The sequence below is a fragment of the Aeromonas sp. QDB14 genome (assembly GCF_027707845.1).
GTDB lineage: Bacteria > Pseudomonadota > Gammaproteobacteria > Enterobacterales > Aeromonadaceae > Aeromonas > Aeromonas caviae.
Genome location: NZ_JAPCJD010000054.1, coordinates 1 through 22,271 on the forward strand (window position 1 = coordinate 1; position 22,271 = coordinate 22,271).

Annotated in this window: 25 protein-coding genes; 22 read left to right on the top strand and 3 right to left on the bottom strand. The window is 58.1% G+C overall.

Annotated features, from left to right (window positions below; genetic code table 11):
- Positions 1-224: 224 nt before the first annotated feature.
- Genes rpsP through rplS form a run of 4 tightly spaced genes read left to right on the top strand, consistent with a single transcriptional unit; the run spans position 225 to position 2,183 of the window.
- Positions 225-473, top strand: coding sequence for a 30S ribosomal protein S16 (rpsP, locus tag PG887_RS15865; protein WP_010673084.1), 249 nt, complete (start codon positions 225-227; stop codon positions 471-473).
- A 24-nt stretch (positions 474-497) separates the two neighbouring features.
- Positions 498-1,019, top strand: a complete 522-nt coding sequence (gene rimM / locus PG887_RS15870; RefSeq protein WP_039039979.1) for a ribosome maturation factor RimM — start codon at positions 498-500, stop codon at positions 1,017-1,019.
- A gap of 34 nt (positions 1,020-1,053) precedes the next feature.
- A complete protein-coding gene (gene trmD, locus PG887_RS15875; RefSeq protein ID WP_010673086.1) occupies positions 1,054-1,803 on the top strand; it encodes a tRNA (guanosine(37)-N1)-methyltransferase TrmD in 750 nt (249 codons plus the stop codon).
- Positions 1,804-1,835: 32 nt separating this feature from the next.
- Positions 1,836-2,183, top strand: coding sequence for a 50S ribosomal protein L19 (gene rplS, locus PG887_RS15880; protein WP_005313505.1), 348 nt, complete (start codon positions 1,836-1,838; stop codon positions 2,181-2,183).
- A gap of 103 nt (positions 2,184-2,286) precedes the next feature.
- On the opposite strand, the gene PG887_RS15885 is transcribed toward rplS, so the two are convergent.
- Together PG887_RS15885 and mutH are read right to left on the bottom strand one after the other, a co-directional pair.
- Complete coding sequence (locus PG887_RS15885; RefSeq protein ID WP_010673087.1) at positions 2,287-2,616, bottom strand: isoamylase early set domain-containing protein; 330 nt, start codon at positions 2,614-2,616, stop codon at positions 2,287-2,289.
- An 83-nt stretch (positions 2,617-2,699) separates the two neighbouring features.
- Positions 2,700-3,374: a DNA mismatch repair endonuclease MutH gene (mutH, locus tag PG887_RS15890; RefSeq protein ID WP_042014896.1), complete on the bottom strand. Its 675-nt coding sequence runs from the start codon at positions 3,372-3,374 to the stop codon at positions 2,700-2,702.
- Between the two features lie 731 nt (positions 3,375-4,105).
- Between mutH and rppH the strand changes: the two genes are divergently transcribed.
- The 8 genes from rppH (at position 4,106) to PG887_RS15930 (ending at position 11,751) form a co-directional block, all read left to right on the top strand.
- Positions 4,106-4,633 (top strand): RNA pyrophosphohydrolase, encoded by a 528-nt coding sequence (rppH, locus tag PG887_RS15895; protein ID WP_010673089.1) that lies wholly within the window; start codon positions 4,106-4,108, stop codon positions 4,631-4,633.
- 13 nt (positions 4,634-4,646) lie between these two features.
- Positions 4,647-6,926: a phosphoenolpyruvate--protein phosphotransferase gene (gene ptsP / locus PG887_RS15900; RefSeq protein ID WP_102949164.1), complete on the top strand. Its 2,280-nt coding sequence runs from the start codon at positions 4,647-4,649 to the stop codon at positions 6,924-6,926.
- A 66-nt stretch (positions 6,927-6,992) separates the two neighbouring features.
- Complete coding sequence (gene lgt, locus PG887_RS15905) at positions 6,993-7,817, top strand: prolipoprotein diacylglyceryl transferase (RefSeq protein WP_043153049.1); 825 nt, start codon at positions 6,993-6,995, stop codon at positions 7,815-7,817.
- Positions 7,817-8,611 (top strand): thymidylate synthase, encoded by a 795-nt coding sequence (gene thyA / locus PG887_RS15910; protein WP_104455240.1) that lies wholly within the window; start codon positions 7,817-7,819, stop codon positions 8,609-8,611. The genes lgt and thyA overlap by 1 nt, the downstream gene beginning before the upstream one ends.
- Before the next feature lie 278 nt (positions 8,612-8,889).
- Positions 8,890-10,080: a Na+/H+ antiporter NhaA gene (gene nhaA / locus PG887_RS15915; protein WP_104455241.1), complete on the top strand. Its 1,191-nt coding sequence runs from the start codon at positions 8,890-8,892 to the stop codon at positions 10,078-10,080.
- A 20-nt stretch (positions 10,081-10,100) separates the two neighbouring features.
- Positions 10,101-10,481: a hypothetical protein gene (locus PG887_RS15920; protein WP_175429470.1), complete on the top strand. Its 381-nt coding sequence runs from the start codon at positions 10,101-10,103 to the stop codon at positions 10,479-10,481.
- Complete coding sequence (gene nhaR, locus PG887_RS15925; protein WP_010673095.1) at positions 10,468-11,400, top strand: transcriptional activator NhaR; 933 nt, start codon at positions 10,468-10,470, stop codon at positions 11,398-11,400. The genes PG887_RS15920 and nhaR overlap by 14 nt, the downstream gene beginning before the upstream one ends.
- 48 nt (positions 11,401-11,448) lie before the next feature.
- Positions 11,449-11,751 carry an ArsR/SmtB family transcription factor gene (locus PG887_RS15930; protein ID WP_042878863.1) on the top strand — a complete coding sequence of 101 codons (303 nt, stop codon included), beginning with the start codon at positions 11,449-11,451 and terminating at the stop codon, positions 11,749-11,751.
- A gap of 48 nt (positions 11,752-11,799) precedes the next feature.
- On the opposite strand, the gene rpsT is transcribed toward PG887_RS15930, so the two are convergent.
- On the bottom strand, positions 11,800-12,063 hold the full coding sequence (gene rpsT / locus PG887_RS15935; protein ID WP_005308808.1) for a 30S ribosomal protein S20: 264 nt from the start codon (positions 12,061-12,063) through the stop codon (positions 11,800-11,802).
- 191 nt (positions 12,064-12,254) lie between these two features.
- Here rpsT and murJ point away from each other — a divergent pair, with 191 nt between their 5' ends.
- The 10 genes from murJ (at position 12,255) to tppD (ending at position 22,268) form a co-directional block, all read left to right on the top strand.
- Complete coding sequence (gene murJ, locus PG887_RS15940; protein WP_104451887.1) at positions 12,255-13,817, top strand: murein biosynthesis integral membrane protein MurJ; 1,563 nt, start codon at positions 12,255-12,257, stop codon at positions 13,815-13,817.
- Between the two features lie 208 nt (positions 13,818-14,025).
- The gene (ribF, locus tag PG887_RS15945; RefSeq protein ID WP_010673098.1) at positions 14,026-15,000 is read left to right on the top strand and encodes a bifunctional riboflavin kinase/FAD synthetase; all 975 of its coding nucleotides are present in this window, start codon (positions 14,026-14,028) and stop codon (positions 14,998-15,000) included.
- Entirely contained in the window at positions 15,000-17,861 is a 2,862-nt protein-coding gene (ileS, locus tag PG887_RS15950) for an isoleucine--tRNA ligase (protein WP_270822242.1), read from the top strand. The genes ribF and ileS overlap by 1 nt, the downstream gene beginning before the upstream one ends.
- Positions 17,861-18,364 (top strand): signal peptidase II, encoded by a 504-nt coding sequence (gene lspA / locus PG887_RS15955; protein ID WP_039039988.1) that lies wholly within the window; start codon positions 17,861-17,863, stop codon positions 18,362-18,364. The genes ileS and lspA overlap by 1 nt, the downstream gene beginning before the upstream one ends.
- Positions 18,361-18,813 carry an FKBP-type peptidyl-prolyl cis-trans isomerase gene (gene fkpB / locus PG887_RS15960; protein WP_041210958.1) on the top strand — a complete coding sequence of 151 codons (453 nt, stop codon included), beginning with the start codon at positions 18,361-18,363 and terminating at the stop codon, positions 18,811-18,813. The genes lspA and fkpB overlap by 4 nt, the downstream gene beginning before the upstream one ends.
- Complete coding sequence (gene ispH, locus PG887_RS15965) at positions 18,813-19,748, top strand: 4-hydroxy-3-methylbut-2-enyl diphosphate reductase (protein WP_104455243.1); 936 nt, start codon at positions 18,813-18,815, stop codon at positions 19,746-19,748. The genes fkpB and ispH overlap by 1 nt, the downstream gene beginning before the upstream one ends.
- A 110-nt stretch (positions 19,749-19,858) precedes the next feature.
- Entirely contained in the window at positions 19,859-20,266 is a 408-nt protein-coding gene (tppA, locus tag PG887_RS15970; protein WP_039039991.1) for a type IVa pilus pseudopilin TppA, read from the top strand.
- 3 nt (positions 20,267-20,269) lie between these two features.
- Positions 20,270-20,833, top strand: a complete 564-nt coding sequence (gene pilV, locus PG887_RS15975) for a type IV pilus modification protein PilV (RefSeq protein ID WP_270822246.1) — start codon at positions 20,270-20,272, stop codon at positions 20,831-20,833.
- Positions 20,830-21,831 carry a PilW family protein gene (locus PG887_RS15980; protein WP_104455244.1) on the top strand — a complete coding sequence of 334 codons (1,002 nt, stop codon included), beginning with the start codon at positions 20,830-20,832 and terminating at the stop codon, positions 21,829-21,831. Before pilV ends, PG887_RS15980 begins: the two co-directional genes overlap by 4 nt.
- Entirely contained in the window at positions 21,828-22,268 is a 441-nt protein-coding gene (gene tppD, locus PG887_RS15985; protein WP_270822248.1) for a type IVa pilus pseudopilin TppD, read from the top strand. Before PG887_RS15980 ends, tppD begins: the two co-directional genes overlap by 4 nt.
- The last annotated feature ends 3 nt before the right edge of the window (positions 22,269-22,271 follow it).

Below are 22,271 nucleotides of genomic sequence, written 5' to 3' on the forward strand. Positions count from 1 at the left end.
AGGGCGGTGAAGATATCAAAGACCCGTTTTCCGGTAAATCGCAATGCGGCTCCGCTTAAGTGAACAGCATTGCACCCTGGTGAGCCTTTTTCATGCCAATCCCTGCGCAAAAAATAGCTGGCTTGGTTGCAATTATTACGAATCCAAGTAGAATTACGCGGCTTATTTTAAGCTAGGGTCTGCGTATTTGCAGGCCTTGTTCATTAGATGTTTATGAGGACGATATGGTAACCATTCGTTTACAACGTGGTGGCGCGAAAAAGCGTCCGTTCTACCAGGTAGTAGTTGCTGACAGCCGTAACGCCCGTGACGGTCGTTTCATCGAGCGCGTCGGTTTCTTCAACCCGGTTGCTGCTGGTAACGCTGAAAAGCTGAACCTGGACCTGGCTCGTATCGAGCATTGGGTTGCTACTGGTGCCGCTGTTTCTGACCGCGTTGCCAAGCTGATCAAAGACGCTGCCAAAGCTGCTTAATCAGCCAAACGGTAGGGAGTTAAGGTGGAAAAACCTGTAGTTCTGGGCACCCTGGGAACCGTTTACGGGATCAAGGGCTGGCTTAAAGTGAACTCCTTCACCGATGTTGCCGAAGCGATTTTCGATTACAACCCCTGGCTGATCAATCAGAACGGGGCGTGGCGTGAAATCCGGGTGTCATCCTGGAAGCGTCACAACAAGGGTCTGATCTGCAAACTCGATGGTATCGATGTGCGTGAGGATGCCCTGGCATTGACCAACGTCGAGATTGGCGTCCCCGCCGATCTGTTGCCTGCGTTGCCCGAAGGGGAGTTCTACTGGCGTGACCTCATTGGTTGCACCGTGGTAACCACCAAGGGATACGACCTGGGCAAGGTGACCGAATTGATGGAAACCGGCTCCAACGATGTGTTGGTGGTTGAGGCCAATGTAAAAGATGCCTTTGGTGCAAAGGAGCGGTTGATACCGTTCCTGGAAGAGCAGGTGATCAAGAATATTGATCTGACTGCTCGAACAATCGAAGTTGATTGGGATCCTGGTTTCTAGTTTCCCGCGCTAACACGGGTGCCGGAGGTTTCTTATGTGGATTGGGGTCATTAGCCTCTTCCCGGAAATGTTCCGAGCCATTACCGAGCACGGGGTAACGGGTCGGGCCGTCAAGAGTGGCCTGCTGCAAATTGAGTGCTGGAACCCTCGGGACTTCACCCACGACAAACACCGTACGGTCGATGATCGTCCTTATGGTGGTGGGCCCGGCATGTTGATGATGGTTCAGCCGCTGCGTGATGCCATTCATGCAGCCAAGCAAGCGGCGGGAGACGGGGCGAAAGTCATCTATCTCTCTCCTCAGGGACGCAAGCTGACTCAAGCGGGCGTGACCGAGTTGGCGACGAATCAGAAACTGATTCTGGTCGCCGGTCGATACGAAGGTATCGATGAGCGCGTGATACAAACCGAAGTCGACGAAGAGTGGTCTATCGGGGATTACGTGTTAAGTGGTGGTGAGTTGCCTGCCATGACCCTGATCGATGCGGTTTCGCGTCTGGTCCCGGGGGTCTTGGGCGATCAGGCCAGTGCCGAGCAGGACTCCTTCACGGATGGGCTGCTGGATCATCCCCACTATACTCGGCCGGAGGTGTTGGATGGGCTGACGGTGCCCGAGGCGCTGACAAGCGGCAATCACGAAGTGATTCGGCGCTGGCGACTCAAGCAATCGCTCGGACGAACCTGGCAGAGAAGGCCGGAACTTATTAACAACCTAGCTCTGACTGACGAGCAAGAATCACTTCTTGCCGAGTATGTCCGCGAAGTGCGTGACAGCGTTAAGTAGAGTTTTCAGTTTATCCTAGGTAAGGAAAGACAATGAGCAAGATTATTCAGCAGCTTGAACAAGAGCAACTGCGTACCGACATCCCGGCTTTTGCCCAGGGCGACACCGTACGTGTTCAAGTTCGTGTTAAAGAAGGTGGTAAAGAGCGTCTGCAGGCTTTCGAAGGCATCGTGATTGCCAAGCGTAACCGCGGTCTGCACTCTGCTTTCACCGTTCGCAAGATCTCCAACGGCGAAGGTGTTGAGCGTGTATTCCAGACTCACTCTCCGCTGATCCACAGTGTAGAACTGAAGCGTCGTGGTGATGTTCGCCGCGCCAAACTGTACTACCTGCGCAACCTGTCCGGCAAAGCTGCTCGTATCAAAGAGAAGCTCAACTAATTCGATTCGAATTGGTGTCGGTATGTCGGCGAAAAGCTCGACAGGTAGTGAAAAGGCTCGCCAATGGCGAGCCTTTTTTGTATCCGCTTTCGGGTGTTCCAGCTCAACCTGGCTGGCTGACCCGCACCACCGAGTTGTCACGCCCGAAGGGGCCAGGCACATAGTCGTCCGCCTCCCAGTCGTTGTCATAAAGGGTTTCACCATCGGGTTGCACTAGCTGATAGCAATACTCGAAATGGCTGGGGCCATCGGTCGGCAGGTTGAGTGTCGCCTTGAACTCCCCGTTTTTCATCCTCTTCAGTTCAATGGGCTGCCACTGGCTAAATTCACCCAGCAGCAAGACCTGCTCGGCATCACCGGCGGCCTCCTTTTCGACGGCAAAGGTCACCTTGACCTCGGGACGCGATTTGAGGAATTGCTTGTTGATCGGCATATGGACTCCTTGTCACTGGCTGCGAAGAAAGTAGCGCTGGTTATTTTTATATCACTTTATGACAAGGATGTTGATAAACAGGATCAAAGGGGGAGGGCAAAATGGCGCTGCAGGAGTTGATGGGTGAACTCGATCTTGAGGTAGAAGCCCCGTGGTAGCGTCATGATGGGTTGGCCATTGCGGCCGATGGCGCGGGTCAGCGCTTTGCTGTTGGCCGCCTTGGGGCGCAGCTGCAATACCTGGCCGTGGCGGGCGCTGATCTGCTCCACTTCCCCCAGCACTATCATGTCCATCAGCTCTTCCCAGTCCTGGCGCAGCAGTCCTTCTTCCTCTTCATTCGGGCTCCATAGCAGCGGCATGCCGACGCGACGGTCACCGACAGGGATGTCGCGGCTGCCTTCCACTGGGATCCAGAGCACCCGCGACAGCTTGTTGCGCACGTTTGACTCCTCCCAGCGCTGGCCGCTGACCCCGATGAGGGGGGCCACGCAGACAAAGGTGGTTTCCAGCGGGCGCCCTTGAGGATCGACGGGGATCGTCTTGAGCTCGATACCGAGATCCGGAAAATCCTGCTCGGGACGGCTACCTGCACTGGCCCCCAGCTGCCACTCGATCAACTGCCCTGTCCAGCCCTTGTCACGCCTGAGATCCCGCGGTACGGGGATGCCCGCCGTTGCGGCAAGCTGGGCCAGAGTGAAGCCAGCCATGGCGTAGGCTCGACTGAGCAGCTCTTGTTCTGACTGGGGATTGGCGGGCATGAGGGCTCCTCTGGAGATAATAGACATCGCAATACGGATCCTTGCATGGTATCGCTGATTTTATAACCGATCCTCGCCCGACTATACACAGGGAGACATGGGTGACAGAATTAAACATATCTAAATGATTTTAAAGGGTTTTACTTTATTTATCCAGTATGTTGGCCCGCCGGATCCCCGCATAAACGAGTTGTCCAAGGGTTTGTGCGAGCTGTTGCACACAGTTATCCACAGAAATCTTGGATAACTGGCGTAAAGTGGTGAAAGGAAGCGTGGCACCAGAAATAAATGTGAGAGTACGCTGATTTTCAGCGCCATTTCGGTGCAGATAATGCGCCATATCTGTGGATAAATCCGTCTTGGTGGATCTTTGAGCAGTCGAACTTGTTCACAATTGACAGGCTGGATCCTCTTAGGCAAAAGACATGGATCTTGATCCAGCAATTAAACTATAACCTTATGTATTTAAATGTATATTTTGTTTTTAAGTGAATCGGGTATGATATGCTTCCGTGCAATGCCACAGTATAAAACTACTGTATATACCTGCTTGATCACAGGTTTATGCACAGTCTGGGTGGGCAACTTGCCTAGCATGAACCTTCAATTTGTTTATAACTTTGCTTGAAATGCCAAGTTATTCATGAACGGAAGATGACAGTCCCTGTTTGCCGCCACGGGGTGAATGTGGAACAATCTCGTTATAGATTCAGCCTTTATAAGGTGATCACGTGATAGATGGTGACGGATTTCGTCCCAATGTCGGCATCGTGATCTGTAACCGTGACGGACAAGTATTGTGGGCTAAGCGCTATGGGCAGCACTCCTGGCAGTTTCCGCAGGGGGGGGTTGATGATGGTGAATCGCCGGAACAGGCCATGTATCGTGAGCTGTATGAGGAGATAGGCCTCAAGCAGGACGATGTGACCATACTGGCGACCAGTCGCAACTGGCTGAAGTATCGCTTACCCAAACGACTCGTCCGCTGGGACAGTTCACCGGTCTGTATTGGCCAGAAGCAGAAATGGTTTTTGTTGCAGCTCGATCCTGGCAAAGAGTCCAGGATCCAGTTTGGCTGTCATGGTCACCCGGAATTTGATGATTGGCGTTGGGTCAGCTTCTGGTACCCGGTTCGTCAGGTCGTCTCCTTCAAGCGGGAGGTTTACCGCCGGGTGATGAAGGAGTTTGCCCCGCTGGCCATGCCAGTCCCCGTGGTGCAGGCTAACCGAAAAGATGGGCGGCGCAACCGCTCGCGTTAAGGAGCACAACTAGTTGCTGACGGAACTCAGACGCATCGTGGAAAGCATGGCCGAGGCCAACACCCTCGAACAGGCCTTGCAAGCATTGGTGAGCCAGACCCGGCTCGCCATGACGGTGGACTGCTGCTCCGTCTATGTAGCCGAGCCGGACATGCGCCGCTATCGACTGGCTGCGACCGATGGTCTGGCCGAATCGGCCGTGGGCAAGGCCACCCTGCCGTTCGAGCAGGGTATCGTCGGCCTGGTGGGTCAGCGTGAAGAGCTGATCAACCTGGCCGATGCCCCCTCTCACCCCAGTTTTAAGTTCCTGCCCGATGTGGCGGAAGAGGCGTTTCGCTCCTTCCTCGGCGCTCCCATCATGCATCAGCGTCAGGTGGTGGGGATTCTGGTCGTGCAGCAGAAGGAGAGCCGCCTCTTCGATGAGGGGGAGGAGTCCTTCATGGTCACCCTGGCAGCTCAGCTGGCTGCCCGCATCGCCCAGGCCCAGGCCAAGGGGTGGCTGCAGAAGACCGACTGGAGCAAGCCGCTGCGCGGTATTGCCGGGGCGAGTGGCATCGCCATCGCCAAGGCCTGGGTGTGGCGTCCGCGCAAGGCGCTCAATACCATCACGCCGCGCAAGGATGAAGATCATGCCAAGCAGCTTGCCCGTCTCGAGCTGGCGGTGGAGGAAGTGCGCCACGATCTGGAGAGCCTGGCACTGCGCTTTCGCGAGAGCTACAGCCAGGACTCGGTTGCCATCTTCGACATCTATCTGCACCTGCTTAACGATCCCGGCTACATCAAGCCCATCCGCAACAAGGTCAGCAAGGAACACTGGACGGCGATCTCGGCGGTCAAACTCATCAGCGATCGGCTGATAGAGCAGTTCAAGGGGATGAAGGATCCCTATCTGCGGGAGCGCTCCACCGATGTGAAAGACATCGCCCAGCGGCTCATCAGCCGGCTGGTGCAGGACGAACCCGAGCAGCTCACCATCGGCGAACCCGTGGTGCTGGTCGCCGATGAAGTAACGGCCACCATCCTTGCGGAGATCCCGAGGGAATTTCTGAGCGGTGTGGTGTCGCTCAAGGGCGGGACAAACTCCCATGCCGCCATCCTGGCCCGTGCCATGGGGGTGGCGGCCATCATGGGGGTGGATCTGCCCCTCGGTGACATCGGCGGTCGCACTCTGGTCATCGATGGCTACAGCGGCGATCTCTTCATCGAACCCAACCAGGTGATCCTGACCGAGTACCGGCAACTGCTGAGTGAGGAGCGGGCACTCGACACCCTGGTGCGTAGCGTCGACAACCAGCCCTCCGAGACTGCCGACGGCACCAAGGTCTCTCTGCTGCTCAACGCAGGGCTGAGTGCGGATACCGAGATCTCCCTCAATCATCTGGCGGACGGGGTCGGGCTCTATCGCACCGAGATCCCCTTCATGCTGCAGGACAGCTTCCCTTCGGAGTGGGAGCAGACTGCCCGCTATCGCGGGATCCTGGAAACCTATCGGGATCGCCCGGTTTGCATGCGGACTCTGGACGTGGGGGGGGACAAGCAACTGCCCTATTTCCCCATCGTGGAGGAAAATCCCTTCCTTGGTTGGCGGGGGATCCGGCTCACCCTAGATCACCCCGAACTCTTCCTGGTGCAGCTCAAGGCCATGTTGCGGGCCAGTGAAGGGCTGGACAATCTGGCCATCATGCTGCCGATGATCAGCAGCGTCAGTGAAATCAAGGCCTCCCGTCGTCTGCTGGATCAGGCGTGGCGCGAGGTGTCGGAAGAAGCGGCCAGCCGCGATGCGGTGATCCGCTACCCCAGTCTCGGGGTGATGATAGAAGTCCCCTCCGCGCTGTACATCCTGCCGGAGATGGCGCCGCTCATCGACTTCTGGTCGGTGGGCAGCAACGACCTGACTCAGTACCTGCTGGCGGTGGATCGCAACAATGCCCGTGTCGCCAGCATCTACGATGCCTTCCATCCCGCGGTGATCCGCGCTTTGCAACTGTTGGTCGATTCCTCTCAGCGCTATCACAAACCGGTCTCTGTTTGTGGCGAGCTGGCTGGCGATCCGGTCGGGGTGCTGCTGCTCTTGGCCATGGGCTATCGTCGTTTCAGCATGAATACCCACAACATCTCCCGTATCAAATACGTGCTGCGGCAATCCGACCTTGGTGAGTTGAAGACGCTGATGGCGGATGGTCTCAAGCATGACAATCCTCACGTGCTGCGCGGCCTGTTTGCCCGCTATCTGGAAGAGCACGGTCTGGGAGGCTTGCTGCGGGCTGGGCACAAGGTCAGGCTGCCCGATTGATATTCCGTCTTGTTACTGCGTAAGAATGATCGGAGAATGCGGCTTTTCTTATGATTGGGGCCGCCTATGCAGCACGACGGATATTGGGTTTTCTCGCAGATTGATCCCGTAGCATTCAGTTTGGGACCATTATCGGTACGCTGGTATGGTCTCATGTACCTGTTCGGTTTTGCCTTCGCCATGTGGCTGGCAGGTCGCCGTGCCGATGCACCCAACAGCGGCTGGACCCGCAACGAGGTATCCGACCTGCTGTTTTATGGCTTCCTTGGGGTGATCCTGGGTGGCCGTATCGGCTATGTGCTGTTCTACAACTTCGATCTCTTCCTTGCCGACCCGACCTATCTGTTCAAGATATGGACCGGTGGCATGTCGTTCCACGGTGGCCTCATCGGGGTGATCACCGCCATGATCTGGTTTGCCCACAAAACCCAGCGCCACTTCTTCACCGTGGCGGATTTCGTGGCGCCGCTCATTCCGTTCGGCCTCGGTGTTGGCCGCATCGGCAACTTCATGAACGGCGAGTTGTGGGGTCGGGTCACCGATGTCCCCTGGGCCATCATCTTCCCCGAGGCTGGGCCCGAGCCGCGTCACCCGTCCCAGCTTTACCAGTTCGCGCTGGAAGGGGTGGTGCTCTTCATCATCCTGAACCTGTTCTGGCGCAAGCACCCACCCCGTGGCGCCATTTCCGGGATGTTCCTGCTGTTCTACGGTCTGTTCCGCTTCCTGGTGGAGTTTGTTCGTCAACCAGACAGCCAGCTGGGTCTCTACTTCAATGAGATCAGCATGGGTCAGATCCTTTCTACCCCGATGATAGTGGCGGGGGGGCTCATGGTCTGGGCCGCCTACAAGCAGCCCCGTCTGTTCGGCAATGCACCGAAGGAGGCGAAGTAATGCGTGCCTATCTCGACCTGATGCAGAAAATTCTGGATGAAGGGACCGTCAAATCCGATCGCACCGGCACCGGGACAGTCTCCTTGTTCGGTCATCAGATGCGCTTCAATCTGGCGGAAGGATTCCCGCTGGTGACAACCAAGAAGTGCCACCTGCGCTCCATCATTCATGAGCTGCTCTGGTTCCTCAATGGCGATACCAACACCGCCTATCTGAAAGAGCACGGTGTCAGCATCTGGGATGAATGGGCCGACGAGCACGGTGATCTGGGGCCTGTCTATGGCGCCCAGTGGCGCTCTTGGTCGGCGGCTGATGGGTCTGTCATCGACCAGATCCAGAAAGCGGTGGATGACATCCAGCACAACCCGGATTCCCGCCGCATCATCGTCTCCGCCTGGAACGTGGGCGAGCTGGACAAGATGGCGCTGGCACCCTGCCACGCCTTCTTCCAGTTCTATGTGGCGGATGGCAAGCTCTCCTGCCAGCTCTACCAGCGCAGTTGTGATGTTTTCCTTGGCCTGCCGTTCAACATTGCCAGCTATGCGCTGCTGACCCACATGATGGCGCAGCAGTGCGATCTGGAAGTGGGGGACTTTGTCTGGACCGGTGGCGATGTGCACCTCTATTCCAACCACATGGAGCAGACCGCACTGCAACTCACCCGCGAACCGCGCCCTTTGCCGCAACTGGTGATCAAGCGCAAACCTGACTCCATCTTCGATTACAGATTCGAGGATTTCGAGATCCAGGGCTATGATCCCCATCCTGGGATCAAGGCGCCTGTCGCTATTTGAGTAAGTAATGAGCCTGGGGCGAGTCCCGCCTCTCAGGTGACGATGAATTGACACTCAGCTGTTAGAGGCGCCTGCGGGCGCCTTTTGCATTTTATGTGAATTTATATGCGATGTTCCGGGTGGAGAGAAGGCTCTTGAAAGAGGGTAGTAATCGGCTTATAGCAGGCATTATCTGTTTTGCTTTCGGTTTTTTCGTTGTTATCGGCCGTTAGAAACGATTTTTCATTGAGCTACTCGGGCCCTAGACTGAAAAAATGGAATCTTATGGGTAGTTAGATATGAGCGATGTATTCAAGCGTTTTCTCAAACTGGAGTCTGCTTCCGGGATCATTCTGATCCTGGCCGCCCTGCTTGCCATCGGCCTGGCCAATTCGGCACTGGCGCAACACTATCAGAGCTTCCTCAATACCGAGGTGCAGGTTCGCATCGCGGCGCTCGACATCAACAAGCCGCTGCTGCTCTGGATCAACGATGGCTTCATGGCGATCTTCTTCCTTCTGGTGGGTCTCGAGGTGAAGCGAGAGATGCTAGAGGGGGCGCTTTCCTCCCGGGTGCAGGCAACCTTCCCGGCCATTGCCGCCGTGGGTGGGATGTTGGCACCGGCCCTCATCTATAGCTTCTTCAACTACGGAGACGAAGCTACCCGTGCTGGCTGGGCGATTCCGGCCGCAACCGACATCGCCTTCGCTCTCGGGGTCATGGCGCTGCTGGGCAAGCGGGTACCGACCAGCCTCAAGGTCTTCTTGCTGGCGCTGGCCATCATGGACGATCTGGGGGTCATCATCATCATTGCCCTCTTCTACACCCAGCAACTGTCGCTGACTGCGCTGGCGATAGGTGTGGTGGCCACCCTGACCTTGCTCTGGATGAATCGCCGTGGTGAGGACAGGATTGGACTCTATATGCTGGTCGGCCTGGTGCTCTGGGTTGCCGTGCTCAAGTCCGGTGTCCATGCGACCCTGGCGGGGGTTATCGTGGGCTTCATGATCCCCCTCAACGGCAAGCGTTACGCATCGCCACTCAAGCATCTGGAGCATGGGCTGCACCCCTGGAGCGCCTTCCTGATCCTGCCGCTTTTCGCTTTCGCCAACGCCGGGGTATCGCTGGAGGGGATCAACTTCTCGGCTCTGCTCAATCCGCTCCCCATGGGGATCATCCTGGGGCTCTTCGTCGGCAAGCCGCTCGGGATTTTCACCATCAGCTGGCTGGCTGTGAAATCAGGCATTGCCCAATTGCCGCAAGGAGTGAACTTCAGACAGATCTTTGCCGTCAGCATCCTGTGTGGCATCGGCTTCACCATGTCGATGTTTATCGCATCGCTGGCATTCGAGCATGGCGGACTGGACTACGGCAGCTACTCGCGCCTCGGGATCCTGGCAGGTTCCACACTCGCGGCCGTGATCGGTTACATCGCCCTGCGGATATCGCTGCCCAATCGGGAGGCGAATCAAAGTACGGAGGGGTTATGAGAAAACTAGGATGGTTAGTCATGCTGGCGAGCCCTGCACTCTGGGCAGATAGTCTGGCCGATTGTCAGCGGGATGCCACCTCGGCAAGTTGTTCTGCCTATCTCAACGGGGTGGTCGACAGCGCACTCATGCTGGGGGACTCTCAGGTAAAAGCCCGGTTCGGAGAGACCTTCGCCGAACGGGCACTGAGCAGTCGTGCCGGCGAGCGAGTCAAGCTGTCCAACAAGCGCTACTGCACCGAGCGAATGCCGGATGCCGGTCGTCTCAAGGCCCATCTGCAGGCACAGTTCGACGCGAACAAGGTTGACTCGATCAGCGACATGTATGACATTCTGGCGGTTGAACTCAGCTGCTACCGGAGCCCGCCTGGCGCGGGAACCCCATCGGATGTCACACCTTAACTACAACCATCTCTACTATTTTTGGATGACTCAGAAGAAGGGCTCCGTCACGCAGGCGGCGGAAGCCCTCTTTTTGACCCCACAGACCGTGACCGGTCAGATCAAACTGCTTGAGCAGCGTCTTGGCGGCAAGTTGCTGATCAGAAAGGGGCGCTCCCTTGAGGCCACCGAGCTTGGCCAACTGGTATTTCGCTATGCGGACAAGATGTTCAGCCTCTCCTACGAGATGCTGGATATCGTCAACTACCGCAAGGAGAGCCAGATCCTGTTCGACGTCGGCATCGCCGATGCACTCTCCAAGCGTCTTGCCAGCCGGGTGCTGCTCTCCGTGATCCCCAATGATGGTTCCATTCACCTGCGCTGCTTCGAGTCGACCCATGAACTGCTCCTAGAGCAGTTGAGCGAGCACAAGCTCGACATGATCCTCTCTGATTGCCCGGTGGACTCCAGCCAGCATGCCGGGTTGCTGTCCAAGCGTCTGGGGGGATGCGGCGTCAGTTTCTTCTGCAAGGCGCCTCTGCCCTCCCAGCCTTTCCCTGCCTGCCTGGAAGAGCGCAAGCTGCTCATCCCGGGCCGTCGCACCGCCATGGGTCGTCAACTGACCCAGTGGTTCGAGCAGCAGGGAATTTCCCCCAGCATTCTGGGAGAATTCGACGATGCGGCGCTGATGAAGGCGTTCGGCTTCTTTAACCAGGGCATCTTCATGGCACCGACCATTTATCGGGAGGAGATCCTGGAGGGGGAGGAGGTGATGCTGCTGGGTGAAACCCAGGATCTGATGGAGGAGTATTACGTCATCTTTGCCGAGCGGATGATCCAGCATCCTGCGGTCAAGCGGGTATGCGAGAGTGATTTCTCCTTCCTCTTTGCGGGGCAGGAGGATTTCACGGCCATTCAGCCGGCAAGCCTCTCGTTTTAAATCGAGGGTGACGGCGCTATGATGCCAGTCTTGGAAGATGAGGGTGAGATGCGATTGGAAGAGATGGAAGCGAATGCCGGGCGTGCCGTCACCCTGCTCAAGGCATTGGCCAATGAGCGACGGCTGTTTATCTTGTGCCAGTTACTGGATAGGGAGCTGTCGGTCGGCGAGCTGAACGAGGTCTTGGGATTGAGCCAGTCAGCCATGTCGCAGCATCTGGCGGTGTTGCGCCGGGATGAGCTGGTGGCGACGAGGAAGGAAGCCCAGACGGTCTATTACTCCCTGCGCAGCCATGAGGTGCGCGAGATGATCGGATTGTTGCACAGACTGTACTGTAGCGACCCCAAATAAAAAACCGGCACTAGGCCGGTTTTTTCAGCTTTCATCAGCGGATGCTGATTAAGCCATGGCTTTGATCTGGGCAGACAGGCGGCTCTTGTGACGAGCAGCTTTGTTCTTGTGGATCAGGCCTTTGGTCGCCATACGATCCATGATCGGCTGAGCAACAGCGAAAGCGGCAGTGGCAGCAGCCTTGTCACCAGAGGCGATGGCAGCGATCACTTTCTTCAGGTAGGTACGGGTCATGGAACGACGGCTGGCGTTGTGCTGACGACGTTTCTCTGACTGAAGAGCACGCTTCTTAGCAGATTTGATGTTAGCCAAGGTAAAACTCCTAAAACTGTCTTAGCGAGTGTATTGAAAAGGCCCGGAAATATGCCTTCCCAACCACATATTGTCAAATGATTTGTGCAAATAAACACCGCCCCCCGGTGGTGTGTCAGATGGGAGACGGTTAAACTGTCGGCCGATTCTAACAGCATTCTTTTCTTTCCGACAGTTCCAGAGGCCTCGTCTTGAGTAAGAAATTGATCAAATCCGGCATGATAGTGTCCGGAATGACGCTGGCATCCCGTGTGATGGGCTTGGTGCGCGATGTGGTCATCGCCAATTTGCTCGGTGCCGGGGTGGCCGCAGACGTCTTCTTCTTCGCCAATCGCATTCCTAACTTCTTGCGCCGGCTCTTTGCCGAAGGGGCATTCAACCAGGCCTTCGTGCCCGTGATGACGGAGTACAAGAAAAATGGTGACGAGCAGGCGGTTCGGGAGCTGCTGGCGGCGGTGGCGGGCACCCTGGGTGGCATCGTCACCGTGGTCACCCTGCTCGGGGTGCTGGGTTCCGGTGTCCTGACGGCTCTCTTTGGCTGGGGCTGGTTCTGGGATTGGCTGCATGGCGGACCGGCGGCGGAGAAGTTCGAGCTGGCCAGTCTGATGCTCAAGATCACCTTCCCCTACCTCTGGTTCATCACCTTCACCGCCATGGCGGGGGCCATTCTCAATACCTTTGGCCGTTTTGCCGTGTCCTCCTTCACGCCGGTATTCCTCAACATCACCATGATTGCGGCGGCCTGGTGGATCGCGCCCTTGATGGAGCGCCCCGAAATCTCCCTGGCGATCGGTGTCTTCCTCGGCGGTCTGGTCCAGTTTTTGTTCCAGTATCCTTTTCTGCGCCAGCTCAACATGCTGGTCTGGCCCAAGTGGGGTTGGCACCATCCCGGGGTGGTTAAGATCCGTACCCTGATGATCCCGGCCCTGTTCGGCGTCTCGGTCAGCCAGATCAACCTGCTGATCAACACCATGCTGGCGTCGTTCCTGGCTACCGGTGCCATCAGCTATCTCTATTACTCGGACAGGTTGCTGGAGTTTCCCCTCGGTCTCTTTGCGGTGGCCATCAGCACGGTGATCCTGCCTGCCCTGGCCAGAAAACACGTGGATGCGGATCCGGCTGATTTCTCTCGCACCATGGATTGGGGGGTGCGCATGGTGATGCTGCTCGGCTTGCCAGCCATGGTCGGCATCGCCGTACTGCGCGAGCCCATACTGCGGGTACTTTTCATGCGCGGTGAGTTCGGTCTGCACGAGGTGAGCATGTCCAGTGCCAGCCTGCTGGCCTCCACTACGGGGCTGCTCTCCTTGATGCTCATCAAGGTGCTGGCCCCCGGTTATTACGCCCGCCAGGATACCAGGACGCCGGTGCGTATCGGCATCATGGCCATGGTAGCCAACATGGTGTGCAACCTCATCTTCATCTATCCGCTCGGCTACGTGGGGCTGGCTCTCGCCACCGCCTGTTCCGGCACCCTGAACGCCGCACTGCTGTTCAAGGGGCTCTATCAGCAGGATGTTTATCGCCCTTCCCGCAACACCGGGCTGTTCTGCCTCAAGCTCTTGGCGGCAACGGTCTTGATGGGGGGGCTTCTGGCCTATCTGTCACCGGATCTCGCCCAATGGGGGGCCTGGAGCATGGGCAAGGCCAGCCTGGAGTTGACCCTGCTGCTCTGCCTGGGCGGAGCGCTGTATGGCATTGTCCTCTTGGCATTGGGGATCCGGCCACGGCACCTGAGAGCCGATCAGCAATAACGAACCAGCGGCAGGGCCGGGGGACAGCACAAGGGAGATGGGAGCGGTCTCAGGGGCTGTCGGGTTGACCCGCCAATGAGGTGCGATGCTCCTGGCCGAGTCCGAGAAGTGGGCGGGATGGCTAAATCGGCTCAACGGCAGGGCTGACCCTGCCTGCTGCCTGATATATAATCCGCCGATTTCCATGGCAGCAACGCACAAGGCACTGATGGAGCTTATTCGCGGCATTCACAATATCAAGCCCCGTCACCGGGGCTGTGTATTGACCATAGGCAACTTCGATGGGGTTCATCAGGGGCACCACGCGGTGTTGGCCCGCTTGCAGGAGAAGGCCGCCCAACTTGGCCTGCCCGCCTGTGTCATGTTGTTCGAACCCCAGCCGCTGGAGCTGTTTGCGGGCAGTGCCGCGCCCGCCCGCCTCAGCCGCTGGCGGGAGAAGTACGAAGCCCTCAAGGGAATGCAGATCGATCGCATGCTCTGCGTGCGTTTCACCCATCGTTTTGCCGAGCAGGCAGCCAGCACCTTCATCGAGCAACTGCTGGTGGAGAAACTCGGTGTGCACTATCTGGTGGTCGGCGACGATTTTCGCTTCGGCAAGGGGCGGGAAGGGGACTTCCACCTGCTGGAGGAGGCCGGTCGGCGCTTCGGGTTCGAGGTGATCAGCACCCAGAGTTTCCAGCTTTCCCGCCAGCGGGTCAGCAGCACCCTGGTGCGCGAGGCCCTCAAAGCGGGTCGCATGGCGGAGGTGGAGTTGATGCTCGGTCGCCCCTATGCCATCAGCGGCCGGGTGGCCCATGGCGACAAGCTGGGGCGCACCATAGGTTTTCCCACCGCGAATCTGGCCCTCAAACGCCAGGTTGTCCCGGTCGGTGGCGTGTTTGCGGTGGAAGTGATATGTTCCGGCAAGACTTTCCCCGGTGTCGCCAATGTGGGTGTACGCCCGACCTTGAGTGGTACACAAGCCAGATTGGAAGTACATCTATTTGATTTTTCTGGTGATCTATATGGTCAGCAGGTCAAGGTGCTGCTTCGCCACAAGCTGCGCGAAGAGCAGAAATTTGACTCTTTCACCGCCTTGAAAGAGCAGATCGAACGAGATGCCCTGGCGGCCCGAGCCTGGTTCGGGCTGCCACAATTTCATTTACCCAGCACTCTTTTAGAAAAGAAGGGAACCCAGGACTGATGAGCGACTATAAACACACCCTGAATCTGCCGGAAACCGAGTTTCCGATGCGTGGCGATCTGGCCAAACGCGAACCCAACATGTTGAAACGTTGGTACGATCAGGATCTTTACGGCGCCATTCGCCGCGCCAAAGCGGGTAAGCCTTCTTTCATTCTGCACGATGGCCCCCCCTATGCGAACGGCAGCATTCACATCGGTCATTCGGTCAACAAGATCCTCAAAGACATCATCATCAAGTCCAAGGGCCTCTCTGGCTTCGATTCCCCCTATGTGCCGGGCTGGGATTGCCACGGTCTGCCCATCGAGCTGAAAGTGGAAGGCATGGTCGGCAAGCCGGGCGAGAAGGTTTCCGCCGCCGAGTTCCGCGCCGAGTGCCGCAAATACGCCAAAACCCAGATCGAAGCACAGAAGACCGACTTCATCCGTCTGGGCGTGCTGGGTGACTGGGAACACCCCTACCTGACCATGGATTTTGGGACCGAAGCCAACATCATCCGTTCCATGGCCAAGATCGTTGAAAACGGCCACCTGCATAAAGGCTCCAAGCCGGTGCACTGGTGTACCGATTGCGGCTCCGCGCTGGCTGAAGCAGAAGTGGAGTACTACGACAAGAACTCCCCCTCCATCGACGTGCGCTTCAAGGCCGTCGACGAGGCTGCCGTTGCCGCCAAGTTTGATTGCGCCGAAGGCCACACCGGCAAGGGCGCGCTCTCTGCCGTGATCTGGACGACCACTCCGTGGACCCTGCCGGCCAACCGCGCCATCGCCATGCATGCCGATCTCGACTACGCGCTGGTGCAGGTAGAGGGCGACAATCCCGAGCGTCTGATCCTGGCCGCTGAGCTGGTGAAGGACGTGATGGATCGCGCCGGCATCGAGCACTTCCACAACCTGGGCTATGCCAAGGGTGCCGCACTCGAGCTGCTGCGCTTCAACCACCCCTTCTACAGCTTCGACGTACCTGTGGTGCTGGGTGACCACGTGACCCTGGACGCCGGTACTGGCGCGGTCCACACCGCCCCTGGTCACGGTCAGGAAGACTTCGTGGTCGGTCAGAAGTATGGTCTGGAAGTGGCCAACCCGGTTGGCAGCAACGGCGTCTATCTGCCGGATACCGAACTGTTTGCCGGCCAGCATGTGTTCAAGGCCAATGCGGCCGTGGTCGAGGTGCTGACCGAGCGCGGTGCCCTGCTGCACCACAAGGTATTCAACCACTCTTACCCGCACTGCTGGCGTCACAAGACCCCGATCATCTTCCGTGCCACCCCCCAGTGGTTCATCAGCATGGAGCAGAAGGGTCTGCGCAAGCGTGCTCTGGAAGAGATCGAGCGTATCGAGACTCAGGGCATTGCCGAACACGGCCAGAGCGGCTGGGTCCCGGCCTGGGGCAAGAATCGCATCCAGGCGATGGTCGAGAACCGTCCCGACTGGTGTATCTCCCGTCAGCGTACCTGGGGCGTGCCCATCTCCCTGTTCGTTCACAAGGATACCCAGGCGCTGCACCCGGATTCCGTGCGCCTGATGGAAGAGGTGGCCAAGCGGGTCGAGCAGTCCGGCATCCAGGCCTGGTGGGATCTGGACAAGGCCGAGCTACTGGGCGTCGATGCCGACAACTACGAGAAGGTACCCGACACCCTGGACGTCTGGTTTGACTCCGGCTCTACCCATGCCTCCGTGGTCGATGCCCGTCCCGAGTTCAACGGCAAGCCGGCCGACATGTATCTGGAAGGCTCTGACCAGCACCGTGGCTGGTTCATGTCATCCTTGATGATCGGCGTGGCGATGAAAGACAAGGCTCCCTACAACCAGGTGCTGACTCACGGCTTCACCGTGGATGGTCAGGGCCGCAAGATGTCCAAGTCCATCGGCAACGTGGTAAGCCCTCAGGACGTGATGAACAAGCTGGGTGCCGACATCCTGCGTCTGTGGGTAGCGAGCACTGACTACACCGGTGAGATGACCGTCTCCGACGAGATCCTCAAGCGCTCCGCCGACGCCTATCGTCGTATCCGCAACACTGCCCGCTTCCTGCTGGCCAACCTGAACGGTTTCAATCCGGCGACCGACATGGTGGCGCCTGCCGACATGGTGGTGGTGGATCGCTGGGCAGTGGGCCGTGCCAAAGCGGTACAGGCCGAGATCGTGGCCGCGTTCGACGAGTACAACTTCCACGGCGTGACCCAGAAGCTGATGCAGTTCTGCTCCATCGAGATGGGTTCCTTCTATCTGGACGTCATCAAGGATCGTCAGTACACCGCCAAGGCCGACAGCCTGGCCCGTCGCTCCTGCCAGACCGCCCTCTATCACATTGCCGAAGCCATGGTGCGCTGGATGGCGCCCATCATGAGCTTCACCGCCGACGAGATCTGGGCCCTGCTGCCGGGTGAGCGCGGTGAGTTCGTGTTCACCGAGGAGTGGTACGACGGCCTGTTCGGGCTTGAAGCGGGCGAAGTGCTGAACGACGAGTTCTGGGCCGAGATCCTCACCGTGCGCGGTGAAGTGAACAAGGCGCTGGAAGTGGCCCGTGGCGAGAAGCGCATCGGCGGTTCTCTGCAGGCCGAGCTGACCCTGTTCGCCAAGCCTGAGTTGGCCGCGCGTCTGAACGCATTGGCCGATGAGCTGCGCTTCGTGCTGCTCACCTCCAAGGCCAAGGTCGTCAGCGTCGATGTCGCACCGGCAGATGCCGTGGCGACCGAGCGCGATGACCTGTGGCTCTGCGTGGCCCAGTCTGCCGCCGCCAAGTGCGACCGCTGCTGGCACCATGTGGAAGACGTGGGCACCATTGCGGGTCATGAAGAGATCTGTGGCCGCTGCGTCACCAACGTCGAGGGTGACGGCGAAACGCGTCAATTTGCCTGATGAACATGACTCAACATAAAAGCGGCCTGCGTTGGCTGTGGCTGGCGGTGCTGGCCTTCGTACTGGACCAGGCGAGCAAGCTCGCCGTGGTCAAGCTGCTGCCGTTTGGCTACCCGGGGGTGGAGATCACCCCCTTCTTCAACCTGGTCCATGTCTACAACAAGGGAGCGGCTTTCAGCTTCCTGGCAGATCAGGGAGGCTGGCAGCGCTGGTTCTTTGCGGTGCTGGCGTTCGCCATCTGCGGCCTGCTGATCCACTGGCTGCGCAAGCAGTCGGTCACCCAGCGCTGGAGCGGTATCGCCTACAGCCTGATCATCGGCGGGGCGCTCGGCAACGTGTTTGACCGGCTGGTGCTGGGCCATGTGGTCGACTTCCTCGACTTTTACTGGCAGCGCGCCCACTGGCCGGCGTTCAATCTGGCTGACAGCTTCATCTTCATCGGTGCCGCCATGATCGTGCTGGACGGCTTCCGTGGTGAGAAAAAACAGGACGCGACCTTATGAGCCAGCTGATTGCTGCGGACAGCAGCGTGCTGTTCCATTTCTCTATCAAACTGGAAGATGGCTCGGTGGCGGACAGCACGGCGCTGCACGGCAAGCCTGCCCGTCTGCGGATGGGAGACGGCAGCCTGACGCCGAGCTTCGAGCAATGCCTGCTGGGGCTGCGCGAAGGGGAGAGCAAGAGCTTTACCCTGGCGCCGGAAGAGGCGTTCGGCCTTTCCAATCCCGACAACATCTACCATCTCGATCGCGCCAAGTTCGGTAACGAAGTTGAGCCCAAGGTGGGTACCATCATCCTGTTCGATCAGCCCAACGGCAGCGAACTGCCCGGGATCATCCGGGCGGTGGAAGGGATGTCGGTCACGGTCGATTTCAACCACCCCCTGGCCGGTCACACCGTCACCTTCGAGGTGGAGATCCTGGGGGTTGATGACGAGGAGAAGGTGCACTGATGGATATTCTGCTGGCTAACCCCCGTGGCTTCTGTGCCGGTGTCGACCGGGCCATCAGCATCGTCGAGAGCGCGCTGGAGAAGTTCGGTGCCCCCATCTATGTCCGTCACGAGGTGGTGCACAACCGCTACGTGGTGAACAAGCTCAAGGAGGCGGGTGCCGTTTTCGTCGAAGAGCTGGACGAGGTGCCGGATGACAGCATCGTCATCTTCTCTGCTCACGGTGTCGCCAAGGTCGTGCGCGAGATGGCCAAATCCCGCGCCCTCAAGGTGTTCGATGCCACCTGTCCGCTGGTGACCAAGGTGCACATGGAGGTCCATCGTGCCAGCCGCAAGGGTTCCGAAGCCGTGCTCATCGGCCATGCCGGCCACCCCGAGGTGATCGGCACCATGGGACAGTACGAGAACAGTGAGGGGGGCATGTATCTGGTGGAGACACAGGAAGACGTGGCCAGGCTCAAGGTGAAGAACCCGGACGATCTCTGTTTCGTCACCCAGACCACCCTGAGCGTGGACGAGACCTCGGATGTCATCGATGCGTTGCGTGCGCACTTCCCCAAGATCCAGGGGCCGCGCAAGGATGACATCTGCTATGCCACCCAGAACCGCCAGGATGCGGTGCGGGAGATGGCCGGGCTGGTGGACGCCATGCTGGTGGTGGGGTCGCGCAACTCTTCCAACTCCAACCGTCTGCGGGAGCTGGCCGAGAAGGTGGGCGCCAAGGCCTACCTCATCGACGATGCCTCCATGATTGAGCCGCAATGGCTGGACGGGGTTGCCCGTATCGGGGTCACGGCGGGTGCGTCAGCCCCCGATGTGCTGGTTCAGAATGTCATTGCTCGTCTGCGCGAGCTGGGAGGCAAGATAGTGACCGAGCATCCTGGCCGAGAAGAGAATGTGGTGTTTGAAGTGCCGCCCGAGCTTAGAATTATTTGAATGTGGCCAGGATGGCCTGAGAATAAAGAGTTATGTTCCTGATGCCGGATTTGTCGTTGCGACCTATCCGGCATTAGACTATATGAACCGCCAGTCACCAAGGATGGGTTATGATTGGGTTCTATCGAGGCTTTTCTCTCATTGAATTGATGATTGTCGTCGCAATCGTGGCGATTCTTGGCACTATTGCCTATCCCTCCTATCAGCGTTACCTGCTGTCCAGCCACCGAATTGATGCCAAAAAAATGCTGTTGGACGCCGCCAACAGACAAGAAACCTATTTTATGGACTTCAATCGGTATACCTCATCCGCAGCCGACTTGAATATCTCGGAGAACTCCGAATCCGGCTTCTATCACCTGGTCATCTCGGCCGGGGTCAATACATACATCCTGTTTGCCACGGCCTCTGGTGCGCAGGGGTCAGACAGCGACTGCATCATTTTCTCCATCGACCAGGATGGCACCCGGAGTGCCACCCGGCTCGGGGATACCGTCAACAATGCTTGCTGGGACTAGGCGATGAAACCACTGCGTCATCGACACATAAGGGGATTCAGCCTGCTGGAGGTGCTGATTGCGGCCGTGGTGCTCTCCTTCGGCTTGCTGGGATTGGTTGCCATGCAGGTCACCGCCAAGTTTTCCAGCTACGAAGCGCGTCAGCGCACCATCGCCAACTGGCTAGCCAATGATCTGGTGGAACGCGCCAGGATCAACAAAGACAGCTGGGCTGGTCAGGGAACGAGAGTGGTATCCGGCAACGCGATCCTGGATATGCCGAGCTGTGCCAACAACAATGGCACCATGTCGGATTGCAGCAGGGCAGAGCGGCAGGCACTGGACCTCTTCTACTGGCAGCAGTCCCTGCTGGGAACCGCAGTATCCGGTGCCGCGTCACCTCTGCAATCTCCGGTCGGCTGCGTGATTCGTGGCGCCAACAACAGTTTGACCATAGGGATCTTCTGGCAGGGGCGAGAGTCTTTGTCCGATGGTGCCGTTGCAGTGGCCGCGGTGCGCAACAGTTGTGGGTTGGGTAATGCGGCAGACAGACAGAGGCGTCAGTTCGTACTGACGACCACACTATGAATGCCCGTGGCTTCACCCTGATTGAATGGCTGATTGCCATGTTGATCGGCGTATTTCTGGTCGGTGGCGGCTTGAGCATCTTCGTGGCTTCCCGTGCCACAACGGAGGATGCTTTCGATCAGAGCGAGTTGCAGGAGAACGGGCGTATTGCGATGCGTCTGGTGACACAGGACCTGAAGTGGGCGGGCTTCTGGGGGGACTACACCGGTTCCCCCATGGCAACGGGGCAAGGCGTGACTCTCAGCAGCGGGTCTGCGGTGCTTTCGGCGAACGATTGTCTGGACAATTTGGGGCGTGGCAGCTTGCCGCCCAGCGTGGGAACAAATCGGGGGGTCTGGGTCGCGCGGGTGGACAACAACAGGGCGATTAACGGGGGGGCTTTTGCCTGTATTCCCGTGACGTCACGTGTTGCCAATACGGATGTCATCAGCATCAAGCGATTGATTGGGCAGCCCCTGGCCGATGCCGCAGCTACTGGCAATCGCTTCTATCTTGCTACTACGACGCAAGCGGCGCTGATGTTCAAAGGGGGAGAAACAGTGCCCACGATGACAGATATGCCGGCTCGTCAGCTCTGGGAATACCAGCACTTTATCTATTATCTCGCTCCCAATGCCTCAGGCAACCCGGAGCTGAGAAAGCGTTACCTGACTGCCAATGGGGGCTCGGTTCTGATCGGAGGCCCCATGGCGGAAGGGATTGAGCGCATGACGGTGCTGTTTGGTGTTGACGACACTCCTGTTGCCGATGGGGTCATTGATCGCTATGTCGCGTCTACAAACGTGACCGAGCAGGAATGGAGCGAAGGGCGTGTCGTTGCTGCCCGTGTCTTTATTCTGGTGCGGTCGTCGCAAGCATCCAGCAGCTATGTGAACAACAACATCTATCAGGTAGGCAGTACCAGCGTATCAGGCAATGGGGATGGATTTCGTCGTTTGCTGCTGGAGAGCAGCGTGTCGCTGCGCAACCCGGTGGTTATGACTGGAGGTGGTTCATGAGGTCTCAGCATGGCGTTGCCCTGATCGTCGCTCTGATCATCCTGGTACCTCTGACGCTGATCGCCGTGGTGGTGATGCAGTCCTCCGGGCAGGATCTCAAGATGGCAGGCTCTGCGGCCAATTTCAGGCAGGCAGAACACAGACTGGAAGGCATCATCGAAGCGGCGGTACAGAGCAATAACATATCGACGGTGATTGCAGGCATGGGGTCTGCTCTGGGGGCTAGTGCTGCCATCAGTGTCAATAGCAGCAATAATTCAGCCAGTGTGGCCCTCACCAATCGCACGGAAACTGTCTGCAAACGCAAGGTGGATGCCAGCAGCAATGTGATTCCTGTATGCAAATATGTCGAGCTACAGGCCGGTGTCAATTATGGAAAATATTCTCGCCCGCTGACCTGGACTGCGGGTGTGGAACAGCCACTGCTCACAAAATAGGAG

Coding starts and splice junctions, on each gene's coding strand:
- rpsP (WP_010673084.1), top strand. CDS start 225: ATGGTAACCATTCGTTTACAACGTGGTGGCGCGAAAAAGCGTCCGTTC.
- trmD (WP_010673086.1), top strand. CDS start 1,054: ATGTGGATTGGGGTCATTAGCCTCTTCCCGGAAATGTTCCGAGCCATT.
- rplS (WP_005313505.1), top strand. CDS start 1,836: ATGAGCAAGATTATTCAGCAGCTTGAACAAGAGCAACTGCGTACCGAC.
- PG887_RS15885 (WP_010673087.1), bottom strand. CDS start 2,616: ATGCCGATCAACAAGCAATTCCTCAAATCGCGTCCCGAGGTCAAGGTG.
- mutH (WP_042014896.1), bottom strand. CDS start 3,374: ATGCCCGCCAATCCCCAGTCAGAACAAGAGCTGCTCAGTCGAGCCTAC.
- lgt (WP_043153049.1), top strand. CDS start 6,993: ATGCAGCACGACGGATATTGGGTTTTCTCGCAGATTGATCCCGTAGCA.
- thyA (WP_104455240.1), top strand. CDS start 7,817: ATGCGTGCCTATCTCGACCTGATGCAGAAAATTCTGGATGAAGGGACC.
- nhaA (WP_104455241.1), top strand. CDS start 8,890: ATGAGCGATGTATTCAAGCGTTTTCTCAAACTGGAGTCTGCTTCCGGG.
- PG887_RS15920 (WP_175429470.1), top strand. CDS start 10,101: ATGCTGGCGAGCCCTGCACTCTGGGCAGATAGTCTGGCCGATTGTCAG.
- nhaR (WP_010673095.1), top strand. CDS start 10,468: ATGTCACACCTTAACTACAACCATCTCTACTATTTTTGGATGACTCAG.
- PG887_RS15930 (WP_042878863.1), top strand. CDS start 11,449: ATGCGATTGGAAGAGATGGAAGCGAATGCCGGGCGTGCCGTCACCCTG.
- ribF (WP_010673098.1), top strand. CDS start 14,026: ATGGAGCTTATTCGCGGCATTCACAATATCAAGCCCCGTCACCGGGGC.
- ileS (WP_270822242.1), top strand. CDS start 15,000: ATGAGCGACTATAAACACACCCTGAATCTGCCGGAAACCGAGTTTCCG.
- lspA (WP_039039988.1), top strand. CDS start 17,861: ATGAACATGACTCAACATAAAAGCGGCCTGCGTTGGCTGTGGCTGGCG.
- fkpB (WP_041210958.1), top strand. CDS start 18,361: ATGAGCCAGCTGATTGCTGCGGACAGCAGCGTGCTGTTCCATTTCTCT.
- ispH (WP_104455243.1), top strand. CDS start 18,813: ATGGATATTCTGCTGGCTAACCCCCGTGGCTTCTGTGCCGGTGTCGAC.
- tppA (WP_039039991.1), top strand. CDS start 19,859: ATGATTGGGTTCTATCGAGGCTTTTCTCTCATTGAATTGATGATTGTC.
- pilV (WP_270822246.1), top strand. CDS start 20,270: ATGAAACCACTGCGTCATCGACACATAAGGGGATTCAGCCTGCTGGAG.
- PG887_RS15980 (WP_104455244.1), top strand. CDS start 20,830: ATGAATGCCCGTGGCTTCACCCTGATTGAATGGCTGATTGCCATGTTG.
- tppD (WP_270822248.1), top strand. CDS start 21,828: ATGAGGTCTCAGCATGGCGTTGCCCTGATCGTCGCTCTGATCATCCTG.